The organism is Pseudoalteromonas galatheae, from assembly GCF_005886105.2.
GTDB lineage: Bacteria > Pseudomonadota > Gammaproteobacteria > Enterobacterales > Alteromonadaceae > Pseudoalteromonas > Pseudoalteromonas galatheae.
On record NZ_PNCO02000001.1, the window covers coordinates 1,431,067 to 1,449,410 of the forward strand.

Here is an 18,344-nt window from a genome sequence, read left to right on the forward strand (position 1 = left end):
TTGAGCCGTGCGCTAACTAAAAACACCTTCTAAGACTGTAGGGAGAAGTAGAAAGTACTGTTAAGTTTAGTTAACCTTTCATTCTTTTTACAAATAAATGAATGATTTATTAAGTTTATATAAAACAAAGAGTTGTTCTTTATATTCATAATTGGTCTTAAAAATATTAAAAGGGTATATTCAGGTTATACCCAAGTTATCAACAGGCCGTCTTTAATTAAATCCCGAGGCAAACTATTTTTAACTTTATTCTTTTGCCATTTTCCTAACCCGATGGCACTGCCACATAGCGTGAGGATCACCTCTCCCGTTAGTTTGGTAACTTCATCTAGGCGTATATCCTTGCCATTAAAGTAATCTTTTGCTTGCTCTTTTGTTAGTGCTAAAGTGTTTTTAGACGCTAAGTGACCGAAAGTAGTGGCAAACTCATGCTCTAATCTTACCCCGTTTTTATGGGTAGTACCGATTAAAATCCCTATGCGAGAATATTTGATCTTATCGTGGATTGCTTCAAAGTTGTCAGGAAATAGCCACACCTCCTTATCGCGCTGCATCAACTTACCGTCAAGTTGGGCAATTCCAAACTGTTTTTTTAGTACGGATAACAATAGTTGAGTGGTTTTCTTGTCTAGTTCTTCAAAAGGGAAAGCGCCTTTTTTCTGTTTTGGGTTCTTAACTTCAACCGTGCTTAACTTTTTAAATCGAGCAATGAAAAACCCCTCGCTATCATATAGCTGAGGCCACACATGCAAGTATCCTTCGGACGTTGTAGCTTTTTCAGCACCCTCGAATAAAGTCGATAGGTTTTCGACTGCTACTGCTTTGGGGTAATTATCAATGAGGTGTTGGCATACTTGCTGATTTTCCAGAGGTGTTAACGTACAAGTTGAATACACTAAGGTACCGTCTGGCTTTAAGGCTTGAAATGCGCTGTCTATCAGTTGCTTCTGCACTTGTGCAATTTCAACATTAGACTCAATTGACCAGTTTTTAAGGGCATTTGGGTCCTTTCTAACAGTGCCTTCTCCAGAGCATGGCGCATCAAGCAAGATGTTATCAAAACATTCATGCATATAATCGCCAAAGATACAGCCGTCAAAGTGAGACAACGCAACATTGCGTATGCCCATACGTTTCATATTTGCTGCAAGGGCTTTGAGTCGAGATGAAGATAGCTCATTAGCGATTAGTACGCCACGCCCATCCATATAAGCTGCGAGTTGCGAAGTTTTCGAACCTGGTGCTGACGCCATATCCAAATTAATATCATCACTGCTGATAGTCGATTTCAGTGCCGTGGGCGGCAACATGGAACTAGCTTCTTGGACATAGATGCAGCCACTTAAATGGATATCTGTGTTGCCGATAGCAAGATTAGCCTCTTCTTGTTCACTTCTTGATATCCAAAACCCTTCTTCACACCAAGGGATCGGTTCTGCCTGCCAATCACTTTTTTCGCAGTAGGCTAAGAATTCCGTGACAGACATTTTTAGGGTGTTGACTCTGACTGCTCGGCGTAAAGGAGACTGGCACGTATCTATAAAGTCTTCGATGCTAAGGTGGTCTGGTAAGTAGGTTTTTATGTCGTCTAGAAACGCGCTGGGAATATAGGTTGATTTGTCCACGCAGTTACTCAATTTGAAAGCTATATCTCATTTTACACTTTCATGAGTAAAAAATGCATGTTTGTTGTGACGGTTACGATTATTAAATGAAACTCATGGCTGACAGTGATAGGTTATGGTTATATAATAGTCGCGAAATATCGCGAGGATTGCTATGTCTATTATCAAACATTTTTTGGCGGACCCAAAATTATTACTGAATGCGGTTGGAGAGGGGATCTATGGTTTTGACCTTTCTGGTAACGCTGTCTTTGTAAACCCGGCTGCGGAGCGTATGACTGGGTGGCAAAGTGATGAGCTTTTGGGGAAAAAAATACATCAGTACCATCATCACAGTCATGCAGATGGGAGTGATTATCCTGCTGATGAATGTAACATCTACAAAACCATGTTTGATGGTAAAACACGTCAGGTAACCAATGAGGTATTCTGGCGTAAAGATGGGAGCTGTTTTCCTGTAGAATATACCTCAACACCAATTTTCAAAGATCAGCAAATTATTGGAGCGGTCGCGATATTTCGCGATGTATCACAGCAGCACAAAACTGAAAATGCCCTAAGAGAGGCGCTGAATAAAGTTCAAGTGCTTACTGAGCAGCTTAAAGATGAAAATGCCTACTTGCTAGAAACATTAAATGAAAATTGGCAAGACTCGGGTTTGGTGGGTAGTAGTGCAATATTTCAGGCCATGTTGGCGCAGCTTGAACTGGTTAGTCAGACTGACAGTACGGTATTGGTTTTAGGGGAGAATGGCACGGGTAAAGAGCTTGTTGCCAGAAATCTGCACCGCCTTAGTGAGCGCTCAGCACAACCTTTCGTTAAAGTAAATTGCGCTGCTTTTTCACCAACCTTGATTGAATCTGAGTTGTTTGGACATGAAAAGGGGGCATTTACTGGAGCGAATGAGAGGCGTAAAGGACGGTTTGAACTGGCGGATAAAGGAACTATATTTTTAGATGAAATTGGAGAGTTACCGCTAGAGGCACAAAGCAAGTTATTACGCGTCTTACAAGAGCGAGAGTTTGAACGTGTAGGGGGAAGTAAGTCAATTCAAGTAGATATACGCATAGTCGCGGCGACCAACAGGGATTTATGGAAAATGGTCGAGGTGGGGGAGTTTAGAATGGATTTATATTACCGTTTAAACGTTTTTCCTATTCGAGTACCTGCACTACGAGAGCGTATAGAAGATATTCCTGTATTGGCCAACAACCTCATCGTGCAGCTCAACAAAAAGCTGGGTAAGCAACTACGCGGGATCTCCAAAAAGGCTATTCATGCGCTGCAGCGTTATGATTGGCCAGGTAATATTCGAGAACTCCAAAACGTGCTGGAGCGCGAGGCGATATTATCTAAAGGTCGTTTACTTGATTTATCTCAAGCGCTTAACGCTACTGAACACCATAAACCTGAAGACGGTGAGCTGACTTTGGCGCAAGCAGAAGCCGAGCATATATTAAGAGTGCTAGAAATAAGTAACTGGAAGATTGCTGGCAAAAACGGTGCGGCTGATAAGCTAGGGTTACCCGAAAGTACTCTGAGGTCGAAAATGAAAAAACTAAAAATCACCAAACTTTCGTGATATATCGCGTCTATTCGTGATATTTCACGACATTGAAAATTTAATAAAAGTAAAACCATTAAAAATCAGGTGTTTATAAACTTTCAGATTGGTCTGAAAGTTGCAGTATCAAGCTTGTGTATTACCAATGTAGCAAATAACATGAAGTTTGATATCAAAGAAGAAGACATGATCATTAAGCCCTATAAACAAGAAGGGCCTATTTACGTCAGAGAGCAAAAAGGGTTCTTCCAAAAAATAAGGAGAAATCTTGGTTGGTTTTTAATGTTAACTTTCGTTCTTATTCCTTGGATCCCTTACAACGGACAGCAAGCCATTCTACTTGATTTTGGTACGCAGCAATTTAGGATCTTTGGTGCTACCTTTCTCCCACAAGACTTTATGATTCTTGCTTGGATTTTTATGGCGGGTGCTTTTGCCTTATTCTTTGTCACAACTTGGTTGGGTCGAGTTTGGTGTGGCTATACTTGTCCACAAACGATTTGGATGTTGATGTTTACTTGGGTTGAGCACCGAGTGGAGGGGACTCGCAATCAAAGAATAAAGTTGGACAAATCAGACTGGAATAGCAAAAAAATCGCTAAGAAAACGGCAAAACACGCTATTTGGTTGATAATTTCCGTGTTTACCGCCACGTCATTTATGGCATATTTTATTCCCGCGAAATCGCTGTATCTCGATATGTTTACGCTTGAGTGGACTGGCCTGACTTGTTTCTGGGTATTTCTATTTGCACTATGCACTTATGGAAATGCGGGCTTTCTACGAGAAAAAATGTGTACCGTTGCATGCCCATACTCTCGTTTCCAATCGGTTATGTTTGACAAAGATACGCTAGTCGTTACCTATGATAGTGAGCGTGGCGAAAACAGAGGTCGCCGTAAACGCAAAGACGATCCAAAGCAACTGGGGCTCGGCGACTGTGTAGACTGTAATTTATGTGTTGAAGTTTGCCCAGCTGGTATTGATATTCGTAATGGTCTGCAATATGAATGTATTAACTGTGGTTTATGTATCGATGCGTGTAACGAAACGATGAATAAATTTGGTTATCAGCCAGATTTGATTAAATACCAGAGTGAACATGAACAAGCGGGTAAAAAGTCAAATCCGTTTAGGCTAAAAATTGTAGGTTATGGTGCGATTACCGCTTTGATAATAGTTACTATGGTGATTTGGGCATTCAACCGTACGCCCATAGAAGCCTCTGTCATTCGCGACCGAAATGCGCTTTATCGTGTTAACTATGAGGGCTTAGTCGAGAACCCATACACCTTAAGTGTAATAAATAAAACGCAACATGATTTGACTTACACTGTAAGTTTGAAGGGACTGCCAAATGCGCAGCTGACCGCCCCAATTACTACGCATATCGCCGGTGGCGACATGGCATTGATCCCAGTAACAGTTACAGCCGATGGTTATGAACTTAAAGGTAAGCGAACTCCAATCCAATTCACTATAGAATCGCAACAAGATGCCAATATTAGCATCACGAAGGACAGCTACTTCTATAAAAACTAATTTACACTCCCCCCGACTCAAGGCGCTTGCATTATGAAGCGCCTTTTTTGTGTGCGTATACGCACAATCTGCCGCTAAATATATGGCTTTCTCTCTGAACTTTTAGCGTATAAGCTTATCTTTATTGAGAATGAGTTTTATTAGCTGAATGTTATGTTTAAAAATACATCACAAAACTATGGTTTGTTAGCCATCATCTTTCACTGGCTCAGTGCACTGGTAGTATTTGGTATGTTCGGTCTTGGATTGTACATGGTTGAACTCAGTTATTACGATCCTTTTTATCGTGACGGCTTACACATTCACAAAAGCATCGGGATACTGCTGGCAGCTTTGATAGTTCTTAGGCTGATTTGGAAGGTTGCCAACCCTAACGTGAAGCCCGAAAGCGAAGCAACTCCCATGGATAAATTGCAAAACATAATAGCGCATGTCGTTCACGTCGTTTTGTATCTTGGCTTGTTTGGGCTGTTTGTCACAGGTTACTTAATCTCTACCTCGGATGGCAGAGCAATAGAGGTATTTAACTGGTTTTCTGTTCCGGGTATTGGAGAGCTATTTGAAGAACAAAGCGATATTGCAGGCACTGTGCATTTTTACATTGCATGGGGACTCATTGGATTAGTAGCGCTACACATCGTGGGAGCGCTAAAACACCACTTTATTAATAGAGATCGTACCTTAGTTCGAATGCTTAAGGTACCAAACACTACAAAAGTTGAGGATTAAAACATGAAAAAGACAATGATTGCACTGAGCATGGCTGCTATGACTTTATCAGCTGCTGTGAGTGCTGCGGATTATGTAATTGATACTAAAGGTGCACATGCTTTCGTAAACTTCAAAATTAAGCATTTAGGTTATAGCTGGTTGCATGGTCGGTTTAATAGCTTTGAAGGGGATTTTAGTTATGATGCAAAGCATCCCAATGCATCGAAAATCAATGTAGTAATCGATACCGCATCTATTGACTCGAATCATGCTGAACGTGACAAACATTTGCGTGGCAAAGATTTTCTTAACGTAAAAGCAAACCCTAAGGCGACTTTTAAGAGTAACTCCATTACTTTTAGCGATGATACAAATGCGAAAGTAAAAGGAAGCTTCACGCTTAATGGAGTAACAAAGCATATCGAATTTGATGTTCAAAAAGTGGGTGAAGGTAAAGATCCGTGGGGAGGGTACCGAGTTGGCTTTGAAGGTGAAACCCAGTTAAAACTTACTGATTATGGCATTGACTACGATCTAGGCCCGGCGTCAACACACGTTACCATTGGTTTGCATTTAGAAGGTATTCGTAAATAATCGCTAAGCACCATGTGTTGTTATACACATGGTGCTATTTCCCTACTTTAAGTTGGGTGTACTTTTTCAAACGTAAGATACGTTTTAAAAAGTCAGTGTTTAAAGATGCTAGCCAGCTGTGGCTGAAACTGTTCTGGTAACCAACGAGACATTGCCATTCTAAACTGCTCGCTTTTGTGTGCTTGTTTTAATGCTTCGCTAATTACAGCTATTTGTTCCTTGCCAATCGCATTGTTATTACAGCCCGCATATCCAGCAGTTATCTGTGAGGCGATACTCAATCTGGCTTGTGTCAATTCATCTTGCGTATCTACATGTAATTTGTGGTAGTGGTGCTCGCTTGGGTATCCGAGTATCACATCGACTCTTTTTTTGAGTAGCATAAAAGTTAAACTCTCTAGCGTATCTCTACCAGGCCTGACAAGTACTTGCTTAGTCGGTAAACTCGCCAATAATGCATCAATTTCATTACCAAAGGAACGGTTTGCTGCAACGCCAATGGTTAGCCCGTGTTCAGTTACCAGTTTTTCTAAATCTATTGCACTGTTTGTAATGCCAAGCGACTGTGCGACATCTTTCCTTAGTGCTGCAGAGGTTGACAATCCGATGGTGGAGTACTCATCACTAAAAGCGATATGTTTTTTTCGTTCGGCCGTTTTGTACAATGAGATCATACAGTATTGGTTGTTGAAATTAGAAAGCTCATATATAGCCCTAGATGCAGGGAACACTTTATAATTGAAGGTATAGTCGGGCATCTGTTGTTGAATGAGTTTTATCAACAGCTCGTCTCGTCCTTGCCCTTCCAAGTTGTCAGAGAGGATATAATAAGGAGCAAAATCTATAACAATCCAGGTTATTTGCTTTGCAAATACAACACTAGATTGAAGGACAATGAAGAGAAATAAGATGATTTTGATCAAATTGGATCACTCTTGCTGAACTTACAATAAGCTTAGCATTGTTTGTGATATTAATAATTAAATTAATGTTTATTTAATTTGTATTTAATGTTTACAGGGATTGGCAGTGTGCTAGCTTTAAGAGAGGTTTTAGTTTTGGGTAAATGCCTGCTAATCAGTACCCTGTGTAGCGATTGATGGTAAGTTTAGGAGTAGCGTGTTAATCCAAATATAAGTAGATAAGGCCATGTGGCAGGGAAAGTCATATAAGCCAATAACGATAAATTATTAATAAGGAAAACCAATGGCTATATTAATTGTTACCGATATTTTCGGTCATACTGATCATATTGACCACTTTGCTAAATCGCTTGGAAGTGACGTGCAGGTGCTTTCCCCATTTATAGAAGAACCAAACACAGTCTCGGAGCCAGATTGTTACGAACTGTTTTTGGTGCAATGCGGCCATCGTGTATATGCTGACAAAGTATCAGCTGCGATTGCTGAACTTCAGCCAAAACTTATTATTGGGTTTAGTGCAGGCGGAGCTGCCGCATGGGTAGCATTATCCGAGCAAGATGCTTCTGGTTCTGTAGAGCAGCTTATTGCCTTTTATCCTAGCCAAATACGTCATCATTTAAATATTAAGCCTAGCTGTGATGTATCTATCTTTTTTGCTCAAGTTGAATCTCATTTTGATGTAGAGCCTGTTATTGAACTCTTAAAAGATAAAAAAGGGCTGAATTGTATCCGCACACGATATTTACACGGTTTTATGAATAAGCTTTCGAGTAACTTTGATGAGTATGCATATTCTCATTATCAATACTTTTGCCAGCAAGAAGCACGTAACTATGTCGAAGTTGAGCAACGAGAGGCAGAGTTTTTATAACCTACATACGCAAAAGCAGCTTGAGCGAACTACACTAAGCACTAACTTATTATATTCTAAGGAGTGAAAGATGTATCCCGAGTTGCCTGATTATCAACATTTTTATAGTAATCCAATCGCTAAACCTCCGTGCAGAATGTTAAATGCGCAAATGTATGGCTTTTTTGTCAAAGGAAAGAAATCAACAATCCAAAGCTATGTTGATAATACACTTAATTCGGTTTCTAGTAGTGAATTTGTATTCAAGGCTTTAACAGATTGGTGCTTATTGACCTTTACGGATATTGAAAATATCGCGTCAAAAGTTCCGCCTTTCAGTAACTATGGATACATGCAAGAAACTGATGTCATCATCTGGTTGCCAATTCTGCAAATAAATCTCGAAACGCTAAAAGCAGAACATTTATATTGGTATCCAGCATTTATCTCAGTCAACAATATTAACGCGCTGATAAATGGTCGAGAAATATGGGGCTACAATAAATATTTATGTCGCTACGAAATGCCTGATAACTTTGGTGACCCACTGAACTTTTCCCTCTCTCTGGAAACCTTTAAGGAATTTGATCCCAACGTCAAAATGGCATGGCATGAATTGTTATCTGTAGAACCTGAGGATGACGGAGAGTCATGGTTAAAAGAAGTGTTAGAAGTGGGTGAAGAAATTGCTGAGCTTTTCAAAGATTCAGTGTCTGATTTAAATGTCGATAGCCAATTTCTTAAACAGTTCTTATCGGGTTTTACCCACCCGCAAATGGATCAAATATTATTTAAACAGTTTCCAGATGGTTATGCTGAAAAGTCTGTATATTCGGCGGTGGTGCATTCCCCTTCTGAGGTGAAGAAAATCCACAAAATTGGTTTTATTAAGGACGACTTAAGCCTGAACTTACAACGAATGGATGCGTTTCCACTTGATAAAATGTTTGGTATTCCATTAGGTAAAAGTGAGGTCAAACTACCTTATTTTGTGAAAATGGATTTCGATCAGGCAGGAGTGGAAGAAATTGTTTCCAGTGCTCAGAGTATGGTTAATCTCCATCGTTAGTGTATTTGTGGCATAAAAAGCACGATTTTTACTAAAGCGATATTTGCATGTTTAGTTGTCTTCCTATATGGCTTTAGGTGTTGCTCGTCAACACGTTAGAAAAGGAAGATTTATGAGTAAACAAAAAGTAGCAATACTTGGCGGCGGCGTTTCGGCAATGACCGCTGCGGTATACATGACAGAACAAGAAGGTTGGCAAGAACGCTATGATATTACCGTTTATCAGCAAGGCTGGCGTTTGGGTGGTAAAGGAGCGAGTGGCCGTAATGCTGAGTTCGGCGAACGTATTGAGGAGCACGGCTTACACGTTTGGTTTGGTGCTTATGTTAATTCTTTTAGGGCAATAGAAACGGTTTATAATAAGCTAGAACGCTCAAGTGATATCCCCATTCACACATGGCAACAAGCGCTAAAACCGCATAGCTTGGTCGTGTTACAAGAATATATCGACCAGCAGTGGCAAACTTGGTCGGTAGATTTTCCTGAGATCCCAGGTAATCCGGCAAATGGCACACTCGATTTACATTTTTGGCAGATTTTAAAATTACTTGCGGCTTGGCTACACAAATGGGTTGATGATTTGGAGTGCGAGGTTGAAAAAACGCACAAATCCATACAGCTCAAAACAAAAAAAGAAAGAGATAAAACACTACTCGCTCATCTAGGCCAAGAAGTTAAGAGCTTTTTTGACAGTGTGGAAGAAAAAGCTAGCGCTTTATTTGATGACGCAGAAAACCATGTCCAAGAGGTAGTATCCACGCCAAAGCTGTTAATAACGCAACTCAGTAATTTTTTAACGGTACGTGAGGCCGATCACCGTTTAGAAAATAAGAAAGATCACTTACTTGTTTGGTATATGGTTCGAAAAATTAGGCGTTGGTTAAAGTCAGAAGTAAACGACTTGATTGATGACAACCCATTGATAAGGCGTCTGTACATATGTATAGATCTCGGGGCTGCGATGACCATTGGTATGCTACGTGACAAGGTTTATTCACGCGGTTTTGGTTATATTGATCGGTATGATTTTAAACAGTGGCTAAGGCGTAATGGTGCAAATGAATCTTTGTCCGTGGAATCAGCGCCGGTTCGCGGTTTTTATGATCTCGTTTTTGGCTATGAAGACGGGGATTTTAAAAAACCAAATGTCGAAGCTGGCGTTGCGGCTTTGGCAATGCTTAGGATTATGCTGTGTTATCGAGGCGGTGTGATGTGGAAAATGCAAGCGGGAATGGGAGATATTATTTTCTCCCCCATTTATGAGCTGCTCAAACATCGAGGCGTTAAGTTTGCCTTTTTTCATCAGGTTGAGTCATTACACTGTGCACAGGATGAAAACGGTCATCATGTTGATAGTATTCAATTAATTCAACAAGTCACGCTAAAAGCTGCAGAATGTTACGAGCCTTTGGAATTAGTAAAAGGCTTGCCGTGTTGGCCAAGCGCTCCACTGTGGCAGCAAATTGAGTCGCAGCAAGCTGCACTACTCAAGGAGCATAAGATTAATCTTGAGTCTTACTGGTCTAATTGGGAAACGGTTTACCAACAAGCATTTGGACAGACGTTACCGAGAAAAACACTAAATAAAGGAACTGATTTCGATTTGGTGATTTTTGGGATTTCAGTGGCAGGCCTTGAGCCATTATGTCAGCAACTATTGGCCAAAGATAATGACTTAAAGCTGCAAGCTGAAAAGGTTAAAACTGTTGCGACTCAAGCATTGCAGTTGTGGCTCACTAAAACTGACAGTGAACTGGGTTTTCACGATCCTTCTGGCAGTAATGAACCACCAATATTAAGCGCATTTTCCCAACCCTTCGATACTTGGGCTGCGATGTCTAATTTACTAGAGGTGGAGGATTGGCCAAATTCACAGCCCAAGAACATTGCCTATTTTTGTAGTGCTTTTACCTGCGCAGATTATCCACCTCCGAGCGATCATGAATTTCCTGAACGCATGAAAGCTCAGGTAAAAGAAAACGCTTTGCAAAAACTTAGATTGCAGATGCAACCACTGTGGCCAGAGGCGTATCATGGTGACGACTTCGATTGGAACGTATTGTTTGATGTTGATAATAATGAAGGTGAAGCGAGGTTCAACACACAGTATTGGAGAGTGAATGTCGACCCCAGTGAGCGTTATGTACTAAGCGTTGTCGATAGCAGTCAATTTCGACTATCTACTGACGGCAGCATATTCAATAACCTCTACATTACCGGAGATTGGATTAAAACCGGTGTTAATGCAGGTTGTGTTGAAGCCGCAGTGATGGCAGGCATGCAAACCAGTAGAGCCATCACCGGATACCCTCAACGTATTAGTGGAGAGTTGGGGTTTGAGCCATTTAACTGAAGCTTATTGATATTTAATGTTTTTTGCAGCAGTTTGATTGGTATTTAGACAATGCAGGGTCCGTGTAGCATAGTTATTTTATGTGAGTTAGGTGATAAAGATTTTGCGCGCCTTCAAAGTCACTTTACCCCACATCTATGTGGGGCTACATAGAAGAAATACTAATCAAGCGCTGCCCTTTGGATTCACCTGAGTGCGCGATATTCATTGTTGCTCAATTTTTGCTTGGATTACTAGGTAGCAAGTCGAGCGTCCCGGACCAAAATACGCTCAGGAAAGCAAAAATCAAGCAGTAAAGGTCAAGAGGCCCTAACTTAGCCATCTTTATTTAGATAGGAAATAAACCCTTTCCCCTTAGGTTGTAATACATACCGAGCCGTGCAATCTAGAGGGCTTTATCCGAGTATTTGGATAATTTACCACAGTAATGAACAATAATTTGAACCTCAAAGAGGTAATCAGGTTCATTTGTTTGGGAGTCTTTTTAATTCAGCTATACTGATAATGCAATTGCATGATATAGCTCAGGATTCAAACTATGCCACATCCAAATGTGCTGTTAAATACGATAACTTTAGCATTACTCTCTGTAGGCCCGATGGAAACATCAGCACAAGTAGAAGAAATCGAAGTCATTGAGGTGTACGCTCAAAAAAGAAAGCAGTCTATCAATGATGTCGCTATCGCTGTAAAGCCCATATCCGGACAGACTATTACTGATGCCGCACTGAAAGACACGACGGAACTAGGCAGCTTAGTTGCGAATGTTAAAATCAGTCAAAATGCGGCCGAAGGAACACCTCCTGCTATCAATATTCGAGGCGTTGGTTTAGTCGATTACAATACAGCAAATACCTCTCCTGTTGGCATGTATTTAGATGGTATATCAGTTGGAGCGGCGAATAACCAAGTTATCAATCTATTTGATATTGAACAAGTTGAAGTATTAAAGGGTCCACAGGGTACACTTTTTGGTAGAAATACTACTGGAGGGGCAATTTTAGTACGTACAGCACGCCCAACTGATGGTGACTTTGCTTCTGTCAGTGTTGGGGTTGGCTCAGATTCTCTAACAAGAGCTCGGACAACCTTTAATTATAGTCTAGATCAAAACAGCGCGGTGCGACTCGCTGCGAGCCACAATAACTATGAGTATACTACGTATAACCTTCAGCCAGATGTTCCCGAAGCATATATGGAACAAAATGATGTTCGATTAAGTTATTTAGGTGAGTTTGATGATTTCAGCGTGTTTGTCAAACTTGATTATGGCCATTGGAATGGGTTAGTTCAGCCAGTCGGGAATATCGGATTATTCTCTAACCCCTTAGATGGTTCGTTATGCTCTCCTGCGAAGGCGGGAACTAGCAACTGCGTTGATATACTTGGATTTAATGTTGGCAGCGACGATTTTTGGGCAGTACGGGTGAACAATTACCAAAGACATCACAGCATAAATAAAGGTGTCACAACTGAGATAACTTATGCACTGGATGAGCGGTCGCAGTTTATCTATCTTGGAGCTTTCAATCGTTTAGATAGGGTACATGGATTTAACTGTGATGGAAGCCCATTTTCACTGTGTGAAGGGGAGTTGGGCCTTAAAAACGAAAAGCTGGTAAATGAGCTGAGATTTGAACAAAGCATGACAAATGGTTTTTTGACCGTTGGTTTATTCCACTTGGAGGAGCGTATTTATCAGGATAATTTTAATGATTTATTACGTGATCTAAGAGGTACCGAGAATGGCACAAGTGCAGCGACTTTTTTTTACGATAATGATATCAAAGTAAAATCGCAAGCATTGTTTGGCCAATATGAGTATGAAGTCAGCGAGGATACTGATGTCCTTGTTGGCATAAGATACAGCGATGAAGAGGTAAGTTATGACTCTTTCTCCTACTTAAATGTACCGTTTGCAGATAACCTCACAGGTATTTTAGTTCCTGCCTACGATATTGAGGGAGAAGAATCCGATAGCAATTTGTCTGGAAAATTATCGGTTATCTATAAAATAGAACCGGATAACAGTATCTATTACAGTTTGTCTAATGGTGTTAAGAGCGGTGGTTATAACGGCGGTTTTTTGATCTCAAAAGCAGCAGCAATGCAAGCAAGTTATGGCCCTGAAGAATTAGTTGCTCATGAAGTTGGCGCTAAGCTGTTGTTTAAAGATTTAAGACTTCGTACAAATTGGGCTGCTTTTTACTATGATTATAAAGACCAGCAGGTATTTATGAATCAAGCATCTGAGGTACCTGGTGCGCCGCCTTATCAGCTACTAGAAAATGTGGGTAAGTCAAAAATTTACGGTGCTGAAGTAGAAAATACTTGGTATCTATCGGAGCAAACTCATCTAGGATTAGATGTTGGGTATATACCGGAAGCAAACTTTGAAGAATTTATTGACCCTGTGGGTGTTGTGTTGACGGATAACCGGCTACCGTTTACATCAAAGTGGAATATCTCTGGACGTATAGATTATAAATTTAATTGGGATGAAGTGAGTATAAAAAGTAGAGTTGGGTTTGATTATCAAAGCGAATATTACTTCGACCAAAATGAATCTTCTTACGCTAAGCAGCCAGGCTATATACTTTGGAATGCTAATCTACAAATGGAATATGGAGACTGGCAGTTAGGCATATGGGGTAAGAATCTTTTAGATAAGGAATACAGCCATCTCAAATTTGACCTTAGTAGCTTTTTGGGGATGTTGGAAGACTTTAAAGGTGAAGGTAGAAGGGTAGGAATGGATGTAACATACCGTTTTTGAGCGTGTTTAAGAACTATATTGAGATAAGTCACCTGACTTGGGGATAGAAAATTTGCATATACAATATCGGACCACAGGTAGCTTTGCTAAGGTAACTGGCTAGAATGCGTTTGCTACTGATCATCTTCGGCATAATTCTGTTTTCTGGTTTTGTTCATGCAGAGCAGGCTGTGTTGAAGTTAACACAGCCTTGGCAATATCAAAATCTGCACCATATTGGTAAATCCTACGAGGCTAATTCCAATACAAGATTTCCTCAGAGTTGGAATGAACTGAGAGCGTGGGAATCAATAAGAGAGCCAATAGAAAAGAGAGCACTGTTCTCTGGTCGTTATTTCTTGGTAACCAAAATCAGGAACGAAACGCCGTTAAATGAGTTTGTGCTTTACCCCTACAATACGGTGCTAAGCAAAGTCGAGTCGAGGATATATACGCCTCAAACAGTACAGCGGGTTTTCTCTGGAGGTAAAGTAGAAAATGAATTTGCGTTTCATTATGGCAATCAAGTTACGCTAGAGCCTAACCAAGACTATTATATCGTTACGCTTTTCGAGAGTGACTTTTTTTACACGCCCGTAAAATTGACTATTGAGCCACTTAGGGATTTTCGACAAAAAGTAGTTTATGAAAATCTCATCATGACACTTTGCTTTGGTGTTGGTATTGTTTTAGGGTTGTATAACTTATTGATTTACGTAGGCTCTAAGGATGTAACCCACCTTTACTATGCACTATTTACCTGCGTTTGGGTATTCGCTTGGAGTCACTTCTTTCATTTTCCTGATGAGTTATTTGGATTTTACTCAGCAAATCTTCATTGGTTAGGTTTTGCATTGGCACCATTGACCAATGCATTATTTTATATTCATTTATTAAAACTCAAAGATGTTCATCCTAACTATGTGTCGATCTCTATCTGGCTCGGCGTAATAGCCGCGCTCGGAATGCCTTTTTGTATATTATTTCCTGGCTTTGGTTTTATCTGGGCAACTTTAGTCACAGGCTTGGCCTTGTGCTTTGGACTGTTTGTTGGAGTAAAACGCTGGATTGAAGGGTTCAAGCCCGCACGATATTTTGTGATGGCTTATGTTGCCATGGCTATCCCCAATATGGTTGGCAATCTAACTAACTTGAGTTTGCTACCGGAGTCCTCAAATAACCTATACCTTTATGGGCTGATAGGTACCGCTCTTGATGCATTGCTGTTGGCATTCGCGGTTGCAGATAAGTTTAGAATTACCAGTGAAGAGAATATAGAGTTAAATAAAAATCTAGAAGCAAAGGTGTTAAAACGTACCTATGAACTAGAGCAGGTAGCGTCGGAGCTCAGAGATGCTAGTGAGGCTAAAAGCCGGTTTTTAGCAAACATGAGCCATGAAATACGAACACCAATGACCTCGATTATTGGCTATGCTGATGGCATTATGCTTGGAGACATCAAACCTCATGAGCGCAACCATGCTATTTCCGTCATTTTGCAAAACTCAAGGCATGTACTTGGGCTCATCAATGATATTCTTGATATGTCTAAAATTGAGGCCAATAAACTAGAGGTTGAATTGGTGGAGTCAAACCTATTTCAAGCGATTGCACATGTTGACTCCCTATTGGGTAAACAAATTCGGGACAAGGGGCTTGAATTTGCCCTAAATTATCACTTTCCCTTACCTGATTTCGTTGTGATCGACCCTACGCGGTTACGGCAAATATTACTCAACCTCACATCTAACGCAATGAAATTCACTACGGTTGGTAAAATATCAATAGATGTAGCGTGTAAAAACGAGCAGCTTATGATCACTGTTCGTGATACTGGGATTGGTATGACCGTGGACGAGCAAAGGGAATTATTTAGTGCGTTCTACCAAGCCGACTCTTCGACCTCTCGGAAGTATGGTGGAACGGGGCTTGGATTAAATATTTCGAAAAGCCTTGCGAAAAAATTGGATGGGGACATTAGTGTCGAAAGCGAGGTCGGCTCAGGAACTGCATTTACGCTTACACTTAGCTTGTACACGACAGAAAAAACCAAGTGGGTACAAAGTCTTGCCCAAATTGGAGACGTGAGAGAGGTAGGGACGATGCCTGAGGAATTAAGCCAAGAGCTAAAAGGTGAAGTTCTGCTTGCAGAAGATAACACTGATAATAGTAAGCTTATTAGGCGTATTCTTGAGCGTATGGGATTGTCTGTAACTGCAGTTGAAAATGGTCAGATGGCGGTCCAAGCCGTGCTTGATAGTGAGTTTGACTTGATACTAATGGATATCCAAATGCCAGTAATGGATGGTGAACAGGCATTTAGCTTTATCCAAGCAACAGGATGTAGCACACCTGTGATTGCGTTAACCGCTAACACTATGCAGCATGAAATTGAGCGTTATCTGAAACTCGGGTTTAGTGATCATTTAGCAAAGCCAATAGATAGAGTTGTATTTAGCCAAAAAATTGCTTATTACCTAGATATTCAAGTTGATGAAGATGTAGATCTACCTGAAGCGGAGTTTTATCAGTTAAAACAGCAGTATATTTCTGGGTTGCATGAGCAGATAGTTCAGATAAAGAATCAAGCGAAATACCAAGATTACGAAGCGTTGGCAAAGACTATTCATGCAATTAAAGGTACGGCTGCAATGTTTGATTGCATTGATATTCATAAAATAGCAAACGAACTGGATGTTAAATTGAAGAATAAGCAGCTTGAGCGTATCGACGAGAGAATAATGGAGTTACTCAATGCCATGTCTGTCGCGATTGAGTCAGAAAAGCAGGAAACAAAACAAGCTTAGCTTTTTATGTCTTATCAATATTTATCCGTGAAGATATGGTAGTGGTCGTTAAAGGCTTTAAAAAATGCTTTATCTTAATGGCTGAAGACTATAAATATGAGTTTTACTTAAGTAAGGAAAATCCTGCCGCTGCTTATAGTTAGCATATAGATTGGAAAATATGGTCGTTTTGGAGAGTTTATCTAAGTTCGCAATAAATAGTCGTCCACTGTTACTGTCTCCCGGTATTGCACTGTTTTTACAGCATTGCTGAAATAAGGAAATAAGCGTTCTGATTGTGTTCTTATTGCCTATATCCTGTAGTGCAATTTCTGCTTCTATAAAGAAGGCAACTCCACTCCAATAGACTCTTTGTTGTGCCTTTAATGACCACATTTGTTCGCTCACTGCTTTAAGTGATCCTTTATTTAGTCGCGTATTTTTTACGTCTCGGCTGAGCCCTGAGATTAACCTCGTACGAAACTCGTCAACATTAAAAATATCATTTTCTAGCATAATGACATTTTGTAAATAGGTAGCAAGCCCCTCTGCAAGCCAAAAATCTGAGTGGTCAAGCAAAGGGTGATAAAGGTGGGCAATTTCATGGTACAAGGTCCAGTCTTTAATCAGCACTCGGCTTGAGGTAAATCGTTTGACTTGAAGTAAAATGGCATCGGGCTTACCTCGTTGAACCGAGCCCCATGGCACAGGTTCAGATGCGAATAAGCTCGGTTCAATGATAAATGGAAGCGTTTGCTGTTGTAGTACTCCTAAGGAACGCTCTGTTGCTTTGACACCGTGTTTTAGCCAAGTTTCCACATATTGTTTATCACTGCTACTTATCCAGCTCTTATATTCGATTTCAATTTCGGTTGCCTGTGCGAATGCAATTAAGCCGAACCACAGTACTAGCATTAATAATTTCATTATTCTCTCGATATGGGTTACTTCGTAAATAGACCTGAGAACGCATTATTTCATTCCTGATGTTGAGGTTACCTCAACTGAATTCGTTGGGTAATTGTGTAAAACTGGATAAAACAACGTTGCACTTAGTTTATTGTTATTGAGTCCACTCACATTGGCAAACCCACTATTAGGTATTTGGGAATTGGTTGAGGGAAAATATGTCCTAAGGATGGCATTGTATCGACGCAAGCGCCTAGCTTGACATCGATAAAGTAGGAATAACAAAGACATCTATTTTTATTCATTGCTAACTAAGCATAAATGAGCAATAAGGCTGACATCATTGGATTGTTTGTATATGTCAGAAGTTTATCGTAATTACATCAACGCAACTGATCCTACGAGCGTCCGAATTTACTACGATTACGTCCACTTTCGGACGTTAATTTATTATTTTAAGTCCTAGAATGAAAAATTAAAATAAAAACATAGAGTTAAGTTTTGGCATGTAGGTTGCTTCGTCATGTATACCACCAATTAACCATAAAGATAAATATGGGTGTTAATAAGTCCAAAACTGCAAAACATACGCGAATTTTCAAACGTGAAATCTCGTTTAAGATTATATCGGCACGACTGAGCTGCTTGGTTATCTAAGTTGAT

12 protein-coding genes are annotated in these 18,344 nt (G+C 40.3%); 9 read left to right on the forward strand and 3 right to left on the reverse strand.

All coding sequences use genetic code 11. The features are described from left to right. Positions 1 to 185: 185 nt before the first annotated feature. Positions 186 to 1,625 (reverse strand): 16S rRNA (cytosine(1407)-C(5))-methyltransferase RsmF, encoded by a 1,440-nt coding sequence (rsmF, locus tag CWC29_RS06240; protein WP_138524860.1) that lies wholly within the window; start codon positions 1,623 to 1,625, stop codon positions 186 to 188. A 154-nt stretch (positions 1,626 to 1,779) separates the two neighbouring features. Here rsmF and CWC29_RS06245 point away from each other — a divergent pair, with 154 nt between their 5' ends. The 4 genes from CWC29_RS06245 (at position 1,780) to CWC29_RS06260 (ending at position 6,036) form a co-directional block, all read left to right on the forward strand. Next, a complete protein-coding gene (locus CWC29_RS06245) occupies positions 1,780 to 3,207 on the forward strand; it encodes a sigma-54 interaction domain-containing protein (RefSeq protein ID WP_128728288.1) in 1,428 nt (475 codons plus the stop codon). 141 nt (positions 3,208 to 3,348) lie between these two features. Next, positions 3,349 to 4,731, forward strand: a complete 1,383-nt coding sequence (gene ccoG / locus CWC29_RS06250; RefSeq protein WP_128728287.1) for a cytochrome c oxidase accessory protein CcoG — start codon at positions 3,349 to 3,351, stop codon at positions 4,729 to 4,731. Between the two features lie 153 nt (positions 4,732 to 4,884). After that, positions 4,885 to 5,460 carry a cytochrome b gene (locus CWC29_RS06255; protein ID WP_128728286.1) on the forward strand — a complete coding sequence of 192 codons (576 nt, stop codon included), beginning with the start codon at positions 4,885 to 4,887 and terminating at the stop codon, positions 5,458 to 5,460. A 3-nt stretch (positions 5,461 to 5,463) separates the two neighbouring features. After that, on the forward strand, positions 5,464 to 6,036 hold the full coding sequence (locus tag CWC29_RS06260; RefSeq protein WP_128728285.1) for a YceI family protein: 573 nt from the start codon (positions 5,464 to 5,466) through the stop codon (positions 6,034 to 6,036). Positions 6,037 to 6,128: 92 nt separating this feature from the next. Here the strand turns inward: CWC29_RS06260 and CWC29_RS06265 are convergent, their stop codons facing one another. Continuing rightward, positions 6,129 to 6,959: a transporter substrate-binding domain-containing protein gene (locus CWC29_RS06265; RefSeq protein ID WP_128728284.1), complete on the reverse strand. Its 831-nt coding sequence runs from the start codon at positions 6,957 to 6,959 to the stop codon at positions 6,129 to 6,131. A gap of 283 nt (positions 6,960 to 7,242) precedes the next feature. On the opposite strand from CWC29_RS06265, the gene CWC29_RS06270 reads away from it, so the two are divergent. The 5 genes from CWC29_RS06270 to CWC29_RS06290 all read left to right on the forward strand — a co-directional run bounded on the left by CWC29_RS06270 (position 7,243) and on the right by CWC29_RS06290 (position 16,793). Further along, a complete protein-coding gene (locus CWC29_RS06270) occupies positions 7,243 to 7,830 on the forward strand; it encodes a dienelactone hydrolase family protein (protein ID WP_128728283.1) in 588 nt (195 codons plus the stop codon). Between the two features lie 70 nt (positions 7,831 to 7,900). After that, the gene (locus tag CWC29_RS06275; RefSeq protein WP_138524858.1) at positions 7,901 to 8,878 is read left to right on the forward strand and encodes an acetoacetate decarboxylase; all 978 of its coding nucleotides are present in this window, start codon (positions 7,901 to 7,903) and stop codon (positions 8,876 to 8,878) included. Between the two features lie 112 nt (positions 8,879 to 8,990). Beyond that, entirely contained in the window at positions 8,991 to 11,231 is a 2,241-nt protein-coding gene (locus CWC29_RS06280) for an NAD(P)-binding protein (protein WP_128728281.1), read from the forward strand. 538 nt (positions 11,232 to 11,769) lie between these two features. Then, a complete protein-coding gene (locus tag CWC29_RS06285) occupies positions 11,770 to 14,007 on the forward strand; it encodes a TonB-dependent receptor (RefSeq protein ID WP_138524856.1) in 2,238 nt (745 codons plus the stop codon). Positions 14,008 to 14,111: 104 nt separating this feature from the next. Further along, positions 14,112 to 16,793 carry an ATP-binding protein gene (locus CWC29_RS06290; protein WP_138524854.1) on the forward strand — a complete coding sequence of 894 codons (2,682 nt, stop codon included), beginning with the start codon at positions 14,112 to 14,114 and terminating at the stop codon, positions 16,791 to 16,793. Positions 16,794 to 16,862: 69 nt separating this feature from the next. Here the strand turns inward: CWC29_RS06290 and CWC29_RS06295 are convergent, their stop codons facing one another. Continuing rightward, positions 16,863 to 17,699, reverse strand: coding sequence for a M61 family metallopeptidase (locus CWC29_RS06295; RefSeq protein ID WP_138524852.1), 837 nt, complete (start codon positions 17,697 to 17,699; stop codon positions 16,863 to 16,865). Positions 17,700 to 18,344 lie beyond the last annotated feature (645 nt).

Coding starts and splice junctions, on each gene's coding strand:
- CWC29_RS06245 (WP_128728288.1), top strand. CDS start 1,780: ATGTCTATTATCAAACATTTTTTGGCGGACCCAAAATTATTACTGAAT.
- ccoG (WP_128728287.1), top strand. CDS start 3,349: ATGAAGTTTGATATCAAAGAAGAAGACATGATCATTAAGCCCTATAAA.
- CWC29_RS06255 (WP_128728286.1), top strand. CDS start 4,885: ATGTTTAAAAATACATCACAAAACTATGGTTTGTTAGCCATCATCTTT.
- CWC29_RS06260 (WP_128728285.1), top strand. CDS start 5,464: ATGAAAAAGACAATGATTGCACTGAGCATGGCTGCTATGACTTTATCA.
- CWC29_RS06270 (WP_128728283.1), top strand. CDS start 7,243: ATGGCTATATTAATTGTTACCGATATTTTCGGTCATACTGATCATATT.
- CWC29_RS06275 (WP_138524858.1), top strand. CDS start 7,901: ATGTATCCCGAGTTGCCTGATTATCAACATTTTTATAGTAATCCAATC.
- CWC29_RS06280 (WP_128728281.1), top strand. CDS start 8,991: ATGAGTAAACAAAAAGTAGCAATACTTGGCGGCGGCGTTTCGGCAATG.
- CWC29_RS06285 (WP_138524856.1), top strand. CDS start 11,770: ATGCCACATCCAAATGTGCTGTTAAATACGATAACTTTAGCATTACTC.
- CWC29_RS06290 (WP_138524854.1), top strand. CDS start 14,112: ATGCGTTTGCTACTGATCATCTTCGGCATAATTCTGTTTTCTGGTTTT.
- CWC29_RS06295 (WP_138524852.1), bottom strand. CDS start 17,699: ATGAAATTATTAATGCTAGTACTGTGGTTCGGCTTAATTGCATTCGCA.